Below are 18,180 nucleotides of genomic sequence, written 5' to 3'. Positions count from 1 at the left end.
TGGCCGGCCTGATCGACGAGGCCGACCGCCGCGAGGTCGTCGACCCCTCGAACTGGATCACGGCGCAGCTCCGGGCCCGCCGCGATCAGGGCCGCGATCCGCCGCCCGGCGCGCGGCAACCCTCCCCCCGTCCGCCTACCGGCCGCGCCAAGCGCCAAGCCGAACTGATCCGTGCCGTCGAAGAGGAGATGACCAGTGCCCCAGGACCTGACGACGACATCATCGCCCTCGACGATCAGCCGGCGCGAAGCCGAGGAGAGGATCGAGGCCTTCCATGGATCGCTGGCCCCGGTGGAAGGCCATCCGACCAAGTTCTGCGTGCCGCGCGCCGCGGCACCTTCGAGCCGCGAGCTGCAGCTGTTCTCCGCCGTGCAAAGCCGGCTTGAGCGAGAGTTGGAGCCGTGCACGAACCGGACCCACGTCGAGGCGGTGATCAACCGGCTGCTGATGGGCTTCGACATCGGTAACGGGCCCAGCGACGAGAACGCCGTGACGCTGAACGGCGAGTTCGTGGAGGCCTGCACGAAGGCAGGGCTGCCCCTCGTGGCGGTCGTCGGGGCTGCTGAACGAATCCGCTCTGCGACCACGCTCATCCCGAGGCCGAACCATCGCTTCCGGCCTATGCCGCCCGAGTTCGTCGCTGAGGCTCGCGAAGGCATGGTGTCGGTCCGGACCAAGCTCGTCCGGGTCCGCCGCATCCTCGCCGCCGAGGTCTACGATCCGCCGACGGACGAGCAGCGTGCCGAGGTCGAGAAAGCCCGGAAGGCGGCCGCGGACCACCTCCAGCGCCATCGTGCTTCGCCGGATGATCTTGGTGACGCCTACCAGGACGGAAAGACGATCGAGCACGAGCCGCTTTCCGATCACGCCGCAGAGCGAGAGCGGCGCGAGATGGACCGGCAGATGGATCTCCTGCGTAGCGCCGGCCGCGATCCGAACCTGACCCACCTGATCTCGAACCTCGACCGGCGGAGGGTCGGGGCATGAGCGCGCCTTGGACTGTCGAGAAGGCACCGGGCATCGGCTGGATCGTGTCGCAGGAGAGGGGCACTTGGTTTCGGGTCGATCAATTCGGCCGGGTGCCATTCTTTGCCTCAGCGACCAAGGACGGTCGCGATGAGTTCGGTCGTATCAAGACGTTGGTGGATCAGATCCGCTCGGCAAATCGCGATGCAGGGCGAGCACGACACGGCGACAGGTGCTCCGAGCAGCGCCGTGCGCTCTCCCAGCAATTTGCGGACGCACTGAATGAGGGCACCCGCCCATGAGCCTCGGCCACGCCCGCCCCAAGCTCACCCACATGCCGCACGTGCTCGCGCAGCAGGAGCAGGAGGCCGCCGCAAAGATCCGGCACCTGCAGGCCGGCATCACGCCCCAGAGCCCGTGCGAGGTCTGCGGGAAGCCCGGTCCCTTCGGCTTCAACAACTTCCGGCGGGCGCCCGAGCTCGCCGTCTACGCCTGCTGTGACCACCGCGCCGAGGTCGAAGCCTCGCTCCTATGAAAGAGACCCGTGCTGGCTGAAAACCCGTTGTGTCGTATCGAAGGCCCCGATCCACCCGTCTGCACCTGCACCGACGTTCGCCGCTGGCTCGTGGCCGCGTTCATGGCCCTGCCCACCACGCCGATTTTCTCGGCTCGGGCGGGCGAGGCCACCATGCTCAACCCCCACGCTGCCCCGGGTACGTTCGACTGGATCGCTTTCTCCGCGCAGGTTCTTGGCCGGGAAAGCCGGGCGCGGCGGTATCTGCTCACATGGGCCCGGTGCGAGGCTCGTCGGATCGCGGTGGCGCGGAACATGCCGAATCCGCCCGGTGGTGGCACCATCGCGGATTACTGCCGCGAAATGAGCATCGATCGGCGCACGTTCAATCGCACGGTTGATCGAAGCTGCAATGTCCTGGCAGAGCGCTGGGCCGCGCAAATTGGTAGTGGGGACAATCGCAGGGGCTTGAAGCCCGGCGGCATCTAAGCGGCGATCCTGGGATCATCCTTTTCGGGGTCAGTGCCAAACCCGCTGAACATGAGCGTGGCCGTATAGACAGTTTCATGACGCTCATTGCGGACACGGACGGTGAGCGTGTGATGGTCTCCATCCTCGGGAAGGATTTCCTTGGCTATGGCGGGCAGTACTCGCTTGGCTTCATAGCGCACAGCGTTGAAGTCCGGACACTCGACGCCCACGTCGTCTAACCGAAACGTACCATCGTGGATGTCGAAAAAATAAAGGGCCATGTGCCGTTCCATAGGTGTGCGGCGTGAGCACAAAAGTTCTCACGGTCATGAAATGATAGGAATTAAGCCATGACTGCTTGAGGATACTCTATAAGAGATCCGCCGTATCTAACATGGCGCACTTTTTGATATCAGCTTGCTCAGGAATTCATTTCTTGACGATCGTATGTGCAGACGGCCCTATTGCTTCATGGCTGATTAGTCTCCTGGAGCAAAGGTCAGCGTGGATGCATACGGCTTTACATGCGAATATTCATCTTGGTCTCCTGCTAGGGCGCAGGTAGTCACCATATCAACATGAAGTCCAAGTCTATTGCTTACGGTCGAGGCGGCCAGCTTTTCGCTGTCCGTACGAACGGCAAACCTAAAAAACTGATCTATGCCCGCCAATTGAGGCGGACATAGAATTCTGACAACATAAACAAACATTTGTATAATATTCCTGAATATTTAATACGATCCATTAAGCAGACTTCCGGGTGTAATCATTCGTTCGATCACGTATTCGCGAGATCGTGACGCGTCAGCGCAACTCCTTGACAATGCCCAAGATTTCAGCCGATCCGCGATTTAGGCCCGGCGCATGGATCGGACCTGCACAGGGGCACCACCGTGACCGCGTCGGCCAAGAAGTCGTCCAGCACCACCCGCACGGCCCGATACCAGAGCGCCTCCACGCGCCGTCGCCGGCCTGTCACCCTCGCGCCCACCACCGCGCGCGACGTCGAGGTCGAGGTCGGCACCGCGTCCGTCCGCAATCCCTACGATCCGTCGAGCTTCATCAGCGCGACCGTGAATCGCCGGGTCGACGTGCTCTCCGCCGAGCGCTCCGCCGGCCGGATCACCGAAGCGCAGTTCCAGGTCGGCCGCATGCTCCAGGCGCTCTGGGAGAAGCAACTCGGCGTCCGCTCGGGCGGCACCTGGGACAGCACCACCGCCAACATCGGCAAGGGCTCGCAGAACGTCTCCCACGCCTTCACCATCGAAGACATCCGGATGCTCGGCCGGATCGAGACCGCCCGCGCAGTGAAGGCCATGAACGAGCGGGCCGCCCGCGTGATCGGCGACAGCGGGGTCCGCTTCCTCCGCGCTATCCTCGCCGAGGGGTTCAGCTTCGGCGCCTATGCCGAGGCCCGCGGGCGCGGCACCAGCGAACGCGCCTCCACCGACATCGCCAAGCGGTTCCGCTGGCTCCTCGATGAGCTAACCGAGGCGCAGCACACCGCGCGGGCGCCGGGGGCGGTCCCGGTGCAGGACCAATACACGGTTATGGCAGAACGGGCGGGGGACTAGAGGGTATCCCGCCGTTCATCGCGCAAACTACGCAGTACTGGCGCCGGGCTCGAAGGCCTTGTGGGAAAACCCTGCGAGCCTCTTTTGTATCGAAATTCCTATGGCATTTCTCGCTTACCGGGAGTTTCGCGCAATGACCTTTGTAGAAGTGACGGTTGGAACCGAAAAGTTAGTTCTGAACGTAGGAATGATTGAACGCGTAGTCCCTGCGGGGGATGGCGCCTCTATCGGCCTCCGCGGTACCGCAAAGGGGAAATTGTCTTTTGTCCACGTCGAGGAAAGCTATGAGGATCTAACCCAAATACTCGACTCCGCTGGCGCTAAGATACTCCGGCTTACGATCAAGGCTTAGCACAGCCAACTTGCGCGATCCCGGTACGGGACGGGTGTGCGGCCCAGGCCGACGCAGTCGACGGGCGGCTGGAACGGTCGGCGGCGCTGGCGGCCGAAGCCACAGCAGAATGATCGCGTTCCCCTGACATCTCTCCTGCCAGTGTGCCAGCATCGCTCACTGCCAGGAGAGCGACATGCCAGACAAAGACCCTGCGACCGCAGCCGCAGAGGCAGCAGCTAAGGAATTGGTGAAGGTCGCTTATGGCGATCTGCTTCAGCCTGCTGCGCGGGTGGTCGGAGCCGAACTCGGCGAATTTGTTCAAGCGATCATCGTTGCGGGTAGAGGCTTCGGCTATCTAATCAGGGATAAATACGAGCCGTTCGTTCTTCGTGCGCTGAACAAGGTGCCAGAAGATCGGCGGATTGCTCCGCCGCCTCCACTTTTAGGCAAGATACTTGAGGGGGTAAGCTACGAAACTGTAGGCTCGCACGTCGAGAGAATGTCTGCATCTTTGCTTATTACCGCAATGAATAGTGACACATCCGCTAATGTGCATCCTGCCTTCATTGAAGTAATTCATCGCATTTCAGAGACTGAATTGATCATACTTCGCCAATTAGAGAAAACATCAATCCAATTAGGGGCACGACCAAGCGGAAGATCGTTTACCGGCATAGGCGGAGGAGTAATCCTGAGCGGCAAAGTTGAGAAGATCCCCAATGCAGATCTTTTGTTCGATAACCTCAATAGCTCTGGTTTAATTAGCTTCATTAAGCAGACCAACCATAGGGGCCCATTTCGCGACGTAGAGCACGTTGCGCAGGCGGTTCTTCGTCTCCAGAACGAGGCGAGAGACCAGGGCCAATATACGGTTGTCCTCAGTCCGTTCGGACGTGCCTTCCTCGCAGCGTGTAGCTCAGACGCTTGACCCGTCGGGCAAAACGCTGCATCCAGTCATCGTCGCACGACACACGCCCGGGGCTCACCGCCGCCGGGCGTTTGCATGTCTGGCACACCCTTTGGGCAGGCTGGGCATCGGTGAGCCCCGGAGACTGTAAATCTCCCGCCTTCGGCTGTGATGGTTCGACCCCGTCCCTGCCCACCACTTTCAACCCCACACCGCGAACCCGCTCAACAGCTTCGGCGTTTCGAGCACTGGACGCGGCCGGGCTTCGTGACATGATCGGCACCCGATGATGACGGATCGCGAACGCGCCGAGCAGGTCGCCGACCTGTTGCGCATGGCCGACCGGCTCCGGGTTCCGGGCCATCGGCACACCGTCGACATGGTGATCGAGGCGCAGGACGAGATCCGCGCCGGTCTCCGCCGGCTCCATCGCGATCTGACCGGCGCCGATCTTCCGCGCGAACCCGCATCGCGCCGCTCGGTCGTCGCCTCGTTCCAGCCCGGATCAATCGCCGGAACCCGCGCGACCGTCGCGTTCCGGGGTCGGCCGAGAGTGGTCGCGGCGCGGGCCTGATCGGCTCCGAAATGACCCCGTTTCCAAGGTCTCCTAAGACCTTATAGAAATCAGCCATTTAGGCGATAAAACACTAGCAAATACAGAGGCTTGTCGGTGGTTTCAGGCTCGCGTCGCGTGGGCCGCCAGCGGGCCCGGAATAAAATCCAGACGGAGACGAAGGCCTCCCGGGCGACACGCGCCCTCGGATACCTTCGGGTCTCCACCGAGGAGCAGGCCGCGACCGGCCACGGGCTCGAAGCCCAGGAGAAGTCGGTCCGGGCCTTCGCCGAAAGTCAGGCTTACGAGCTAGTTGAGGTCCTGACGGACCCGGGCGTCTCGGGCGCCACCAAGCCGGCGGATCGTCCCGCCTTCGGGCGCGCCCTCGAACTGGCGGCGGCTGGCGCCTTCGACGTCCTGCTCGTCGCCAAGATCGACCGCCTGTCGCGCGACATCCGCCACGCGATGACGACGGTGTCGGACCTCGCCGAGCAGCACGAGGTCGCGTTCCGATCCGTCACCGAGTCGGTGATCGACACCTCGAACCCGATGGGCCGGACGTTCTTCGCGATCTTCGCCGGCATGGCCGAGAACGAGCGCTACGTGATCCGGGACCGCACGGCGAGCGGCCGGCTCGCCAAGGCCGGCAAGGGCGGGTTCGCTGGTGGGCAGGCGCCCTACGGCTACACGAAGGATCTGGAGGGCGGGCTTCGGATCGTCCCGGAGCAGGCCCGCGTGGTCCGCCGGATCTTCCAGGAGCGCCGTCGGAAGCGGACCCTCCAAGCCATCGCAGACGGCCTGAACGCTGACGCCATCCCGGCCCCGAAGGGCGGGCGGTGGTCCATCTCCACGGTCGCCTACCTGACCGACAACCCGAAATATCGCGGTGCGATCGAGTACCTGTTCCGCTGGAACGGGGCCGAGCAGCACGTCCTCCAGCCAGGCGCACACGCCGCGATCATCGGCTGAACAAAGGTCCCCAGCATGAACGCTTTCATCGCCGCCCTGCGTCTGCAGGAGGATCGCAACGCCGTGCTCGCCGCGCGCACCCGCGACGCCATCGTCCGCCACTTCGAGGGCAAGCCCCCGCGCATCCTCCGTCGTCTGCGCCGTCTGAGCACCGAAAGCGCTACCCGGCGCGTGCTCGGCCTCAAAGGTCACCGCTGATCCGATGACGGCACGGCCGGACTGGACCGCAGCGCAGGCCGAGAAGGCCCGCCGCGATCTCCAGCGCGATCCGGCCGCTTCCGCCTACTGGACCTGGCTCAAGGCTCGCCGCGAGGCGGACGCACGGAAGGCGCGGACCGCATGAACGCCGTCGCCCTCGCCCTCGCCCGCCGCCTCGCTGGCCTTGCCCTCACCATCGACCAGGGCCGGCCCACCGCCGCCCATTGGGTCGCCGCCCTCGCTCTCGCCGCCCAGGCCAATCCGGTCCCGGGTCACACCCGCGAAGTCGTGTTCACCGCCGGCCGCGCGAGCGTCCTGCTCCATCGCCTGAAGGCCACCGCATGATCCCCGCCGACCTCGTCGACCACGCCGTCGAGTTGCTCGCGCCCATGGTGGGCCAGACCTCCGACAGCTTCGGTGCCGCCGCTGACGCCTTCGACGCCTACGCGGGGTCCGCCCCCTCCGCGATGCACGAGCGCATCGCCTCCGTCATCGCCAGCGAGTGCCGCTCGGCGTCCGAGTGCGTCCAGGTGCGGCGCGCCTTCCTCGAAGGGTTCCGGCTGTGAAGTACATCGCCCTGCTCCGCCGCCTCGTCGGCAAGCCCGCTCCGGTTCCGCCGGTCGCCACCACGGTGGTCTATCGCGGCGAGACCGTCCTCTCGCAGGGCTGTGGCCGCTGATGCCCCGCGCCTGCGCCCTCCTGCTGCTCGCCGGTATCGCCCTGGCGTCGCTGCGCCCGCGCGCTCGTCCCGCCACCGCGTGGGGCCTGCCGATCTCCGAGACGCGGCACTGACATGCTGCCTCTCCTTGCTGTGATCTTGGTCTGCGCGTCGTCAACGAGCCCGGCCGACTGCACGCGCGAGACCGCGCTCGACGTGATCACGCGCCCCGTCGCCATGCCGATGGAGTGCGCCAAGGTCGGTGAGCTGACCGGGGAAGTCGCCCTCGACGTGCGCCGCGAGGGCCGTCGCTACCTCATGATCCGCTGCGAGCGGCGGAAGGGCTGACCGCTTGCTTTGTGCCCCGATCAAGTAGTGATTCTATAACGAAGTCCGGATGTTCCTCCATGGCTCGCAAGCCTTTTCCACTCAACACTACATCTTTCAGCGGATCTTCTCCGAAGGAAACATACCCTTCTTGTCGAAGAAATATGATAATATTGTTGGTTAGATTTAGTATAGTTAATCCGGACGGAAGATCTGAGATCTTATAAGTTGTTCCAAAAACTTCATTATCTATCCTTTCGACAGTAAAGCCTAATCTTAGAGCTAATTCATGCTCATGAAAACTGACGGGCATTGGGAAATTCGTTAGTAAGTCATCAAGCAAGACGCCAGATATGGCGGCGGTCTCGGTCTTGTAAATCGATTTGGGCATGCACTTCTCCATCCTGGGCGTAAGCTTATGATCATGCTCTTGAAAGAGCTAGGGCGTACGTTTCGCCAGCGCCCTCGCCCGCCCGAGGACCTGCTCGGCGCCGAGGGCGCGATCACCGAGACGCCCGTGCGTCCGGACCACGACCTGCTGACCTGGATACGCGCCACCTTCATCGACGAGGACGCGCCGCTCCTGAACGAGGATCACGCGCACCTGCGCAACGCTCGCCTGGGCGCGCTCTGGTGTACCGTGCCGAACGCCCGCCAAGGCAACGCCGTGGTCGGCATGTGCGAGACGACCGCCTTCATGGGGAATCGCTGGGCCAAGGCTCGCTTCGTCCAGCAGATCACCGGGTGGTTCGGCTCGATGCCGCACTTCCTGCTGACCTTCGACGCCGAGTACGCGGACCAGTGCAGCGACGCGACGTTCTGCAGCCTCATCGAGCATGAGCTCTACCACGCGGGCCAGGCCAAGGACGCGTTCGGCGCTCCCAGGTTCTCGAAGACGACAGGCGAGCCGGTGTTCGAGATCCGGGGCCATGACGTCGAGGAGTTCGTCGGCGTAGTGGCGCGCTACGGCGTCGGTGCAGCGGCGGGTCAGACCGCAGCCCTGGTCGAGGCCGCCAACCGGGCGCCGATCGTGTGCGAGGCGGACATCGCGGGAGCCTGTGGCACCTGCGGGCGTCCCCTTTGATGGGACTTTGATGTTCGCATGGCGCAGAACACGCTCCCCGACGAGGTGAAAACCTCGATTGTCCAACAGCTTGCCTGTTACGACACACCCTCCCTGGTGGTGAAGGCCATCAAGGAAGAGTTCGACCTCGTCGTCACGCCGCAGCAGGTCGAGGCCTACGACCCCGGCAAGCGGGCTGGCCGGCATCTGTCGGAAGAGTACCGAACCCTCTTCGCGGCCACGCGCGAGGCCTTCCTCGCGGACACGGCGGCGATCGGCATCTCGCACAAGGTGGTCCGCCTGCGCACGCTGGCCCGGCTTGCCGAAAAGGCCGAGCGCGCCGGCAACATGGTCCTGGTCGCCTCGCTCTTGGAGCAGGTGGCCAAGGAGTGCGGCGATGCCTTCACGAACAAGCGTCAGGTGGAGACCACGGGCAAGGATGGCGCCCCGCTGATGGACGGCGGAATCACCGTGACGTTCGTGCGGCCGGCGCCGTTGCCCGATGCAGGTTGAGTTTCCGGAGAAGCTGGCCTTCCTCTTCGAGCCGGCGCGCTACAAGGTCACCTACGGCGGGCGAGGCGGCGCAAAATCCTGGGGCATCGGCCGGGCGCTCCTGCTCCTCGGCGCCCAGAAGCCCTTGCGCATCCTGTGCGCCCGCGAGTTTCAGAACTCCATCGCGGAATCGGCGCACGCCCTGCTGGCGCAGCAAGTCGACCTGCTTGGGCTGTCCCAGCGGTACGACACGCAGGAGAAGCGCATTCTCGGGTCCAACGGGACCGAGTTCATCTTCAAGGGGCTTCGGCACAACGTCGCGTCGGTGAAGTCGACCGAGGGCGTGGACATCTGCTGGGTCGAGGAGGCCCGCACCGTCTCGAAGGCCTCCTGGGACGTGCTCGTCCCGACGATCCGCAAGCCCGGCTCCGAGATCTGGATCAGCTTCAACACCGAACTGGCCGAGGACGAGACCTACAAGCGGTTCGTGAAGACCCCGCCGACCGGGGCCCGCGTGGTCAAGATTGGCTGGGAGGACAATCCGTGGTTCCCGGACGTCCTGCGCCAGGAAGCGTTGGATCTGAAGGCCCGCGATCCCATCGCCTACGAGACGGTCTGGGGCGGCCACTGCAAGCAGGTCCTCGACGGCGCGATCTACGCCAACGAGATCCTGGCCGCGAGCAGGGCCACGCCGCCCCGGTTCGGCAAGGTGCCGTTCGACCCGTCGAAGCCGGTGCACACGTTCTGGGATCTGGGCCGGGCGGATAAGACCGCGATCTGGTTCGCCCAGGTCGTCGGCTTCGAGTTCCGGCTGATCGCCTACTACGAGAACCGGGGCCACGCGCTCCAGCACTACATCGACAAGCTCAAGGAGTTCGCCGAGGAGCGCGCCTACGTCTACGGCGAGCACTGGCTCCCGCACGATGCGCGCAACGAGCTGCTCGCCTCCAAGCGCACCATCGAACAGCAGATGTGGGACGCGGGGCACCGGGTCCGCATCGTCCCGAAGCTCACCGTGGCCGCCGGCATCGACGCGGCGCGCCTCCTGTTCGCCCGGTGCTGGTTCGATGAGGACCTCTGTGCCGACGGCCTCCAGGCCCTGCGGAACTACCGCTACGAGGTCGACCCGGCCACGCAGCAGTTCTCGAAGAACCCGCTGCACGATTGGGCCAGCCACGGCGCCGACGCCTTCCGGTACTTCGCGGTGGGCATCGCCGAGCCGCAGGCGCCTCCGAAGCAGCCGGACGGGCCGAACGACCGCTACGCGCGCCGACGGCGCAGCGACGCCAAACCATCAGGATCGGCATGGGCGACATGACGGACACAGACGCCGATCGCAGCGCCGTGGCCGGCGAGCCCGACGAGCGGGCCGACCTTGAGCGCGAAGCGACCTATCGCAAGCTGAAGGGCTGGTATCGCGTGGACCGCGACGCCTCCTCGAAGTGGCGCGAGGAGGCTCGCATCGACTTCGACATGGTCGCGGGCAACCAGTGGGACCCCGCAGACAAGGCCGTGCTTGAGGAGCAGGGACGCCCGCCTGTCACGTTCAACCGCTGCCTGCCCATCATCAAGGCGGTGGCCGGCTCCGAGGTGAACAGCCGCCTCGACATCCAGTACCTGCCCCGCGAGATCGGGGACACGGCACTCAACGAGCTGCTGACCGAGGGCTCGCGCTACCTCGCCGATGAGGCCGAGGCCGAGGACGAGGAATCGGACGCCTTCATCGACCTGACCATCTGCGGCATGGGCTGGGTCGAGATGCGTCTCGACTACGAGACCAACCCGGACGGCGCCTACGTCGAGGACCGGGTCAACCCGCTCGAGATGATCTGGGACGCCTCGGCGACCAAGCGCAACCTCTCGGACGCGCGTCGCTTCTTCCGCGCCAAGTCAATGGATCAAGCCGAAGCCGAGGCGATGTTCCCCGACGCGGACCCCGCCGACCTCGATGCGGCCTGGGCCGAGGATCGCGACGGTGACGGCCCGCACAGCCAGATCCAGCCCGGCCAGCGTCGCTCGGACCGGCCTGCCGGCTCGGACGATGGCACCGCCCGTGTGACGATCGTCGAGGCGGTGTGGTGGGAGCGCAAGCGCGTCGCCACGGTCACCGATCCGACCACGGGCGAGTCCACCGAGATGGACGACGAGAAGGCTACGGTGCTGGAGCGCCGCGCGACCGCCCTCGGCATGGAGATCCAGGTTCAGCGCCGGGTGAAGCGCGTCTACCGCCGCGCCTTCCTCGGCAACGTCATCCTGGCCGAGACGCCCTCGCCCGCCGGCGACCAGTTCCACTACGCCTGCATGACGGGCGACCGCGACCAGAACCGGAACTCTTGGTTCGGCATCGTGCGCCCGATGCGCGACCCGCAGCGGTTCGCGAACAAGTCGCTGAGCCAGACCCTCGACATGCTCAACCGCCAGGCCAAGGGCGGCGTGTTCATGGAGCGCGGCGCGGTGCCCGACCAAGCGCAGTTCGAGGAGAGCTACGCCAAGCCCGGTGCCGTGACATGGATGGAAGACGGCGCGCTGATGAGCGGCCGGATGAAGGAGAAGCCGCTGCCGGTCCTTCCGGCGGGCCACTACCAGCTCATGGAGTTCGCGATCATGTCGATCCGCGACTCCTCCGGGGTGAACCTGGAGTTGATGGGGCAGAAGCAGCAGGAACAGGCCGGCGTGCTGGAATATCAGCGCAAGCAGGCCGCGATGACCATGCTCGCGAGCCTGTTCGACTCGCTGCGCCGGGCCCGCAAGCACATCGGCCGCGTCCGACTCTACCTGATCCAGAACTTCCTCTCGGACGGGCGCCTGGTGCGCATTATGGGCGACGGCGTGACGAAGGTCGTGCCCCTGCTCCGGGACAAGACGGCTGGCGATTACGACGTGGTGATCGATGACGCGCCCGCCTCGCCGAACCAGCAGCAGGTGGTCTGGCAGACCTTCACCTCGGTGCTGCCAATCATCAAGGACATGATCACCCCGCAGGTGCTCCTTGAGGTCCTGCCCTACTCGCCCTTCCCGGCCTCGTTCGTCGCGAAGATGCGCGAGCTGCTGGCCCAGGCGCCCACCGATCCACAGGCCGAACAGCAGCAGCAGATCGCGATGCAGACCGCCGTGGCCAAGATCCAGGATCTGACCGCCGGGGCGAACCTGAAGCAGGCGAAGGCGAGCCGCGAGGCCGGCCTGACCAAGCACGATGAGATCGACGGGTTCGCGAAGGTGGCGGCTCTCGCCGGCCCGCCCGCGCAGTCTGCATCGGCCCTCGCTGCCTGATCCTTCCCCGCGCGGCCGGGAGCGCCCCACCGGCTTTCGTACCCTTCACGTCACGAGGACACCCATGAACGACGCCTTCAACAACAGCGACGACGCCTTCACCGCCGACGAGGAGGCCGCCTGGGGCGCCATGTCGGGCGGCGAAGCCGCTCCGGAGTCCGTCAGCACCGCTGTGCCGGCCGCCGGTGGCGAAGCTGGTCCTGCGCCCGTCACGCCCGCTCCTGCGCCTGCCGGCGAGGCTGCGTCCCCCGGCGAAGTCGTGGATCCGGAAGTCGAGGACGGTGGCGCCGACGAGAACAAGGGCAAGTTCGTCCGGCACGGCGCGTTCCACCAGGAGCGCGAGCGTCGGAAGGCCGTGGAGCGGGAGCGCGATGAGTTCCGCGTAACCCTGGCGCGAATGGAAGAGCGCCTGCGTATGGTCACCGAGGGTGGCGCGGCCAAGCCCGCCGCCGCCGCGTCTCCGCAGGCCCCGCCCGAGACCGAGACCCCGCCCGATCCGAACCAGGACATCTTCGGGTATGTCCAGCACCTGGAGAAGCAGATCCGGGATCTGGCGTCCGGCCAAACCCAGATGACCGAGGCGCAGAAGGCTGAGGCAGCCGAGCGCACGGCGGCGACCCAGCGCGACGAGGTCCTGACCGCCTATCGCGGCGACGTGCAGCGGACCATCGCGGCCCAGCCCGAGTTCGCCCAGGCCTACGAGCACCTGTTCTCCGGTCGCATCGCCGAACTGAAGCTGCTCGGCGTGCCCGAGGGCGACGCGGTTCAGGCCGTGCGCGACGAGGAGTTTGGCATTGCGCAGGCCGCGATCGCAGCGGGCCAGTCGCCGGCCGCACGGCTGATGCAGCTCGCCAAGCTGCGCGGCTTTGCGCCGAAGGCTGCCGAGCCGGCCGCTCCCGCCGCTCCCGCTGAGACCCCGTCCGAGAGGTCCGCCCGCATCGCCAAGGGGCAGGCCGCTTCGCTCTCGCTCTCCTCAGCCGGCGGCGCGCCGGCCAGCGAGATCACCCTCGAGATGCTCGCCAGCATGTCGGAGGCCGACTTCGCCAAGATGGAGAAGGCTAACCCCGCCCGTGTCCGCGCCCTGATGGGGGGCTGATTCAGGCTAAAGTGTCACCTCTACTCGGCAGAGCTGAACCGTAGGCTGAAACCGTCTTTCAAACCGGACGGGACAGGAGCCACGTATGGATCAGCATCCGTGAGCCGCAACGAGAAGTGCATCCCGTCCAGTGGCGCTTGTTTCTCAGCGTAGGGGGCCATCGCGTGTGCAATTGAGGCTCCAAACGCGAGCGCTGCAATAACCTGCGCTACAGTCAGCGGAACAAGTCTCCGGGAAACCAGCGAAAGACTTGATGGCTCCGCAGTGTACTCAGGAGGACGATTTCCTCTATATTCGGCGACGCAGAATTCGTGGTTATCAGAGCGAATGCCATTTAGATCAAAGATAAACTGATCATCACATAGGAAGGGCGACTGAGTATTCATGTCGCTCAATTTCAATCCAATCAGCTAAAGTTTCGTTAACTCAAAGACCTTCGTCTGAGGTTTTCAACACCTTCGCTCCAATGCTCAACACCGCTCAAGCCGTGCTTTGCGTCGCCGCGTCGCGCCTCGGCTCTCCCGTTCAGCTCCGATCCCTACGAACCCCAGGAGGCTCCCATGCCCGCTCCCGGCGTCTACACGTCTGCCCGCACCATCACGCCCGGAACGTCAGTCTCCTCGGGCTCCGGGGTCGGCATCGCCTGCTCGGCCGCCGGCATCGTCAACCTCGTCCTGCACGACGGCTCTATTTATCCCGTCTACGCCACGGTCGGTCAGGGCCAGATCGACAACGTCGCGGTGCGCGACGTCCAGGCGGGTGGCACGACCGCCACCGCCATCGTCACGGTCCTGGGCTAAGCGCCATGGGCCAGCGCTTCCCCTTCAGTCTGTTCGGCGGCGGCTCCGGCTCATCGGCCAGCCGTGACGCTAGCAACAAGATCCACAAGGCCATCGGCCTCGTCTCCAACACGCCGTTCGTCGTCTACGGCAACGGCACCGAGCTCGGACGCGCGACGGTCGACATCCTCGGCAACGCGACCGTGACGCTCGCCACCGCCCCGGGCGCCGGCGTCGTCATCACCTATGGCCAGGTCTTCCCGGGCGGCACGATCCCGGCCTTCGTCCCGGTCCCCGGCGGCAGCGTCATCGGCGGCGTCGCGATCAACGCAGCCGGCGCGGCTGGGACCGCATACGAGGGGTACAGCCTCTCGGACGGCATGACCTTCGCCTCGATGCCGTCGTTCGTCTCGTCTGCGGCCCCCAAGGGCGACCTGTTCGATACGCGCGGTTATCTGCTTCCGGCCGCTGCCCAGACGCCGCGCTCGGCCGGCGCCGGCGGTCTCACGCTCAAGGGCTACGACGTCGGCCCGACCCATCAAGGCTATCTCGATGCCAACCGGGGCCAGCCGGTCGCCTCTTGGCAGGACCTCATCGCCACCGAAGGCAGCGCTCTCGTCCTCAAGTCTCGCGCGGCCTCGGCCCAGGAGAAGGCGCTGACGGATGGCAAGGACATCTTGTCGGCCATGATCCATACGGGCGGGCGCCTCGTCTGCCGGCCCCCGTGCATCATGGAGGCTCGCATTCGCCTTGAAGCCGGTGCTTTCATGAACAAGGCATGGCACCCGACGCTGTGGCTTCAGCTCATGGGCGCGGCCAACTCTCAGTTAAACATCGAGATCGATTGGGAAGCGAACGACGCCTTCCCGCAGTCACTCTCCCCCAACGCCCAGAACTGGACGAGCGGCCTATCCACCTCCATCGGCTCGAACGCCGAGAACGTCCGCCCCGGTCTTATGGATGGCGGCTGGTACAACGTCGGCTTCCGCCTGCGCGAGGATGGCTTCGACTACTTGATCGATGGCGTCGTCATCGTCTCCAAGGTGTTCAACATGCGGTCCAAGGGTGACCGCGCCGCCTACCTCATGCTGACGAACCACGTCGCCGACTTTGCCGGGCAGTATTCTCTGTCGTCCTGGCAGTCGGCAGGCGCGACCGGCGGCCGCTCCTCGATCGAGTGGCTGCGCATGTGGCGCCAGACCGGTACCATCCACCGCAAGCCGCTCGTCGAGACCGCTGACCTCAAGATGGCGTTCGGCACCACCGCCTCGCGCACGATGCCGTCCCTCGCGGATCAGTTCGGCGACGCCACCGTCGCGGAGACCTTCGAGGCCCTGGTGCACGACGTTCTCGCACCCGGCGGCAACACGGATGGCGGTTGGACCGGCTTGCCTTCGTTCGTCACCCGCGTCGGCGACACTGTCACCATCGCCAATCCCGACAAGCCGGGCCGGCTCTACTTTGCCCGCGTCGGTGCCAAGGCTGGCGAGACCTGCCAACCGGCGCGATGGGTATGCGACGTCGGCCCGAACCTCCGTGGCGGGCCCGAGCTGAACTTCACGACGGGGGTCACACAGATCGACCTCTACCCGATGGCAGACGTCGGCGACCTCCTGCCGAAGACCGTTGCGGTATCCAACCTCCCGGCCGGCGTGACCTACAACCCGGCGACCTTCCTCCTCACGTGGGATGGCACAACCACCATCGTCCCGACGCAGGCGTCCATCACCGTGACCAACGCGGTGGGCCAGAGCGTCACGGTCATCAAGACGGTCAAGCCCGTCTCCAACATCGCACCGCCGGTGGTGGATGGCCTCGCCTACTCGATTGACCCCGGGGACGCCGCCAAGCGCTCGGTGACGGGCTCCGATGTGGACACCATGGGCGGGTCGGACGGGACCACGGCGGTGGCTCTGGCCACGGCTCCGAACCGGCCCACGCTGGTGGCTCGGAATGGCCGTCAGACGCTCCGCTTCACCTCCGCGAACTCCCAGCGGATGGACATGCCAGGCCACCCCGCAGGGGACGTTTCGTTCACCCGCGTGCTCATCGTGGAGCTTGCCACCACCACGGCAACGCAGTGCCTTGTGAGCACCGCAGACCCCGCCAGCTCGACCACCACGAACCGCGCGGAGCAGCTCTTCGTCTCGGCCGACACGACGCTGCGGACCCGCCGCTCCACGGCCGGCGGTCCGGTAGACGCCAGCGTCCCCCATGTCGCCGGTCGGCACATCATCATCGAGGACGTGATCGCCGGCACCAGCCGCGCCACCGCGCGAGTGGATGGCAGCAACGCTGTCACCTCGGCGGCGACCTCTACCGCTCCGGTGGGCGCGACCACAACGACCCTCGGCGCTCGACGCGGTGCCGGGGCCTACGATGCCCACGCGGATGCCTACCTCTTCCGAGGTCTCGTCTACAGCCGTCTGCTCACGCTGACCGAGAAGCGGGAACTCGCCGCTTGGGCTTGCACCTACTACGGGACGCTGTGATCATGTTCGACGAGATTGCATTTCTGACCGAACGGAAGGCGGAAGCCGAGGCGCTGGCGGCGCAACTCGGCGCTCGCCTTGCCGCTCTGACCGCGCCACCGCCCGTGGTCGCCGCTCCCGCCGTGCCCGCCCGTCTCCGTCGCTTTGGTGTGTTCGCGCCGTTCCAGGCCGGGCCAGGTCGGCTTCCCGCCTACGTGCAGTGGCTCGGCCGTAACCCCGGCTTCATCTCCGACAACGCCAATGAAACGAACGACTGGCTCAACGCCATGTCGAGCTGGCAGGACTTGATCTGGAAGTACGGGGCAACGCCGGCGACCATCGTGCTCGGCCTGCCGATCCTGCCGCGCAACAACGCGGGCCAGTTCAAGCAAGCCAACGCAGGAGCCTTCGACGCCAACCTGCGCAAGATGGCGGAGGCGGCCAAGCCCATGCTCGATCGCACGGTGGGCGGCACGGTCTACACGATCTACATCCGGCCGGGCTGGGAGTTCAACGGCAATTGGATGCCGTGGTTCGCGGGCACCCCCGCCGACTTCATCGCGTACTGGCGCCGCATCGTCGGCATCTTCCGGGCGGTCGACCCTCGGTTCCAGTTCGTATGGTGCTCAACGCTCGGGCAGATGCACATGGACACGTTCGCCGCCTACCCGGGCGATGACGTGGTCGATGTCATCTGCACCGACGTCTACGATGAAGCCTGGGATGTCCAGCACCGCACCGACGTGGCGTTGAGATGGAAGGACAAGTTCCTGAACGGCAAGTTCGGCCTGACCGCCTTCGCCGACTTCGCGGCCAAGCACAGCAAGCCGCGAGCATTCACGGAGTGGGGCCTGCGCAACCTGTTCCCGCCGAAGGACTACGCATCCGGTGGCGACAATCCCTACTTCATCGAGCAGATGGCGGCGCAGTTCGACGCGCTTGGAGATCGACTGGCGTTCCAGTGCTACTTCGAGCGCTCCGATCAGCGCTCCTCCCTATCCGCCGGCAAGTCGCTCCCGGACGGCAATGGGGGCTGGACGCCCACGCCGACGCTGTTCCCGAAGGGCGCCGCTCGCTACCGCGAGCTGTTCGGCGCGCAGGCGGCTTGACCCGGCGGCCCTTACCGTAAGGCTTTAGTCACCGCACGGTAATATCATTGCACTGCACTCGCGCGGCTTAGCTGTTTCGCAGCTGCAGCAACGATTTACGTTGCATTGTACGTAGTACTACGCAACCCTGCAGTTAAGAAAAAAATCAGGAGGGTCTCCGGATGAGCTTCACGTTTAGCGCTGCTGTTGTTGCCGCATCCATCTACCTTGCCGGCATCGTCGAGTTCGCGGTCTGGTGCCATCAAGCGCCTGTAGCGCCGGGCGTCGCCTCCTTAGACGAATAGCCCGATCAGCTTCGCTACGCTCCACCATGCCGCATACCCCCAAATGGCGATGGTAACGATGAAGAAGACCATCAATACTGCGAACCCAAGCCAGGTCGATATCCGTTCTCGGATACTTGTGCGCGTAGTAGCCTGACCCACTTGC

Annotated in this window: 23 protein-coding genes and 1 tRNA gene; 22 read left to right on the top strand and 2 right to left on the bottom strand. The window is 65.3% G+C overall.

Features of this window, described 5'->3' with window-relative positions:
• Positions 1-195: 195 nt before the first annotated feature.
• Genes OF380_RS19710 through OF380_RS19695 form a run of 4 tightly spaced genes read left to right on the top strand, consistent with a single transcriptional unit; the run spans position 196 to position 1,969 of the window.
• A complete protein-coding gene (locus OF380_RS19710; RefSeq protein WP_264046932.1) occupies positions 196-987 on the top strand; it encodes a hypothetical protein in 792 nt (263 codons plus the stop codon).
• On the top strand, positions 984-1,268 hold the full coding sequence (locus OF380_RS19705) for a hypothetical protein (RefSeq protein WP_264046931.1): 285 nt from the start codon (positions 984-986) through the stop codon (positions 1,266-1,268). The genes OF380_RS19710 and OF380_RS19705 overlap by 4 nt, the downstream gene beginning before the upstream one ends.
• The gene (locus OF380_RS19700) at positions 1,265-1,501 is read left to right on the top strand and encodes a hypothetical protein (protein WP_264046928.1); all 237 of its coding nucleotides are present in this window, start codon (positions 1,265-1,267) and stop codon (positions 1,499-1,501) included. Before OF380_RS19705 ends, OF380_RS19700 begins: the two co-directional genes overlap by 4 nt.
• Positions 1,502-1,510: 9 nt before the next feature.
• The gene (locus OF380_RS19695; RefSeq protein ID WP_264046926.1) at positions 1,511-1,969 is read left to right on the top strand and encodes a hypothetical protein; all 459 of its coding nucleotides are present in this window, start codon (positions 1,511-1,513) and stop codon (positions 1,967-1,969) included.
• On the opposite strand, the gene OF380_RS19690 is transcribed toward OF380_RS19695, so the two are convergent.
• Positions 1,966-2,232: a DUF6894 family protein gene (locus tag OF380_RS19690; protein WP_264046924.1), complete on the bottom strand. Its 267-nt coding sequence runs from the start codon at positions 2,230-2,232 to the stop codon at positions 1,966-1,968. The genes OF380_RS19695 and OF380_RS19690 overlap by 4 nt on opposite strands.
• 612 nt (positions 2,233-2,844) lie before the next feature.
• Here OF380_RS19690 and OF380_RS19685 point away from each other — a divergent pair.
• The 10 genes from OF380_RS19685 to OF380_RS19640 all read left to right on the top strand — a co-directional run bounded on the left by OF380_RS19685 (position 2,845) and on the right by OF380_RS19640 (position 7,492).
• On the top strand, positions 2,845-3,525 hold the full coding sequence (locus OF380_RS19685) for a hypothetical protein (RefSeq protein WP_264046922.1): 681 nt from the start codon (positions 2,845-2,847) through the stop codon (positions 3,523-3,525).
• Positions 3,526-4,052: 527 nt separating this feature from the next.
• Positions 4,053-4,787, top strand: coding sequence for a DUF4393 domain-containing protein (locus tag OF380_RS19680; RefSeq protein ID WP_264046920.1), 735 nt, complete (start codon positions 4,053-4,055; stop codon positions 4,785-4,787).
• A 93-nt stretch (positions 4,788-4,880) separates the two neighbouring features.
• Positions 4,881-4,964, top strand: a tRNA-Tyr gene (locus OF380_RS19675).
• Positions 4,965-5,052: 88 nt separating this feature from the next.
• Positions 5,053-5,340 (top strand): hypothetical protein, encoded by a 288-nt coding sequence (locus tag OF380_RS19670; RefSeq protein ID WP_264046918.1) that lies wholly within the window; start codon positions 5,053-5,055, stop codon positions 5,338-5,340.
• 117 nt (positions 5,341-5,457) lie between these two features.
• Positions 5,458-6,288 (top strand): recombinase family protein, encoded by an 831-nt coding sequence (locus OF380_RS19665; protein ID WP_264046917.1) that lies wholly within the window; start codon positions 5,458-5,460, stop codon positions 6,286-6,288.
• Between the two features lie 15 nt (positions 6,289-6,303).
• Entirely contained in the window at positions 6,304-6,486 is a 183-nt protein-coding gene (locus OF380_RS19660) for a hypothetical protein (protein ID WP_264046915.1), read from the top strand.
• 4 nt (positions 6,487-6,490) lie between these two features.
• Positions 6,491-6,631, top strand: coding sequence for a hypothetical protein (locus OF380_RS19655; protein WP_264046913.1), 141 nt, complete (start codon positions 6,491-6,493; stop codon positions 6,629-6,631).
• Positions 6,628-6,831, top strand: a complete 204-nt coding sequence (locus OF380_RS19650; RefSeq protein ID WP_264046911.1) for a hypothetical protein — start codon at positions 6,628-6,630, stop codon at positions 6,829-6,831. Before OF380_RS19655 ends, OF380_RS19650 begins: the two co-directional genes overlap by 4 nt.
• Positions 6,828-7,052, top strand: coding sequence for a hypothetical protein (locus OF380_RS19645; RefSeq protein WP_264046908.1), 225 nt, complete (start codon positions 6,828-6,830; stop codon positions 7,050-7,052). Before OF380_RS19650 ends, OF380_RS19645 begins: the two co-directional genes overlap by 4 nt.
• Before the next feature lie 227 nt (positions 7,053-7,279).
• A complete protein-coding gene (locus tag OF380_RS19640) occupies positions 7,280-7,492 on the top strand; it encodes a hypothetical protein (protein WP_264046907.1) in 213 nt (70 codons plus the stop codon).
• On the opposite strand, the gene OF380_RS19635 is transcribed toward OF380_RS19640, so the two are convergent.
• Positions 7,461-7,862, bottom strand: a complete 402-nt coding sequence (locus tag OF380_RS19635) for a hypothetical protein (RefSeq protein WP_264046905.1) — start codon at positions 7,860-7,862, stop codon at positions 7,461-7,463. The two genes, OF380_RS19640 and OF380_RS19635, sit on opposite strands and share 32 nt — an antisense overlap.
• 33 nt (positions 7,863-7,895) lie before the next feature.
• Here OF380_RS19635 and OF380_RS19630 point away from each other — a divergent pair, with 33 nt between their 5' ends.
• The 8 genes from OF380_RS19630 (at position 7,896) to OF380_RS19595 (ending at position 17,751) form a co-directional block, all read left to right on the top strand.
• Positions 7,896-8,555, top strand: a complete 660-nt coding sequence (locus OF380_RS19630; protein ID WP_264046903.1) for a putative metallopeptidase — start codon at positions 7,896-7,898, stop codon at positions 8,553-8,555.
• 18 nt (positions 8,556-8,573) lie between these two features.
• Positions 8,574-9,047, top strand: coding sequence for a DUF2280 domain-containing protein (locus tag OF380_RS19625; protein ID WP_264046901.1), 474 nt, complete (start codon positions 8,574-8,576; stop codon positions 9,045-9,047).
• Positions 9,037-10,344: a PBSX family phage terminase large subunit gene (locus OF380_RS19620; RefSeq protein WP_264046899.1), complete on the top strand. Its 1,308-nt coding sequence runs from the start codon at positions 9,037-9,039 to the stop codon at positions 10,342-10,344. The genes OF380_RS19625 and OF380_RS19620 overlap by 11 nt, the downstream gene beginning before the upstream one ends.
• A complete protein-coding gene (locus OF380_RS19615) occupies positions 10,341-12,296 on the top strand; it encodes a portal protein (RefSeq protein ID WP_264046898.1) in 1,956 nt (651 codons plus the stop codon). Before OF380_RS19620 ends, OF380_RS19615 begins: the two co-directional genes overlap by 4 nt.
• Positions 12,297-12,360: 64 nt before the next feature.
• On the top strand, positions 12,361-13,392 hold the full coding sequence (locus OF380_RS19610) for a hypothetical protein (protein ID WP_264046897.1): 1,032 nt from the start codon (positions 12,361-12,363) through the stop codon (positions 13,390-13,392).
• Between the two features lie 560 nt (positions 13,393-13,952).
• Positions 13,953-14,192, top strand: coding sequence for a hypothetical protein (locus OF380_RS19605; protein ID WP_264046896.1), 240 nt, complete (start codon positions 13,953-13,955; stop codon positions 14,190-14,192).
• A 5-nt stretch (positions 14,193-14,197) separates the two neighbouring features.
• Complete coding sequence (locus OF380_RS19600; protein ID WP_264046895.1) at positions 14,198-16,663, top strand: hypothetical protein; 2,466 nt, start codon at positions 14,198-14,200, stop codon at positions 16,661-16,663.
• Between the two features lie 2 nt (positions 16,664-16,665).
• Positions 16,666-17,751, top strand: a complete 1,086-nt coding sequence (locus OF380_RS19595) for a glycoside hydrolase family 26 protein (protein WP_264046893.1) — start codon at positions 16,666-16,668, stop codon at positions 17,749-17,751.
• The last annotated feature ends 429 nt before the right edge of the window (positions 17,752-18,180 follow it).

It is taken from the genome of Methylobacterium sp. FF17, from assembly GCF_025813715.1.
Taxonomy (GTDB): Bacteria; Pseudomonadota; Alphaproteobacteria; order Rhizobiales; family Beijerinckiaceae; genus Methylobacterium; species Methylobacterium flocculans.
Note: the sequence above shows the minus strand (reverse complement) of the source record. Positions and strands in the feature narration are given on the sequence as shown.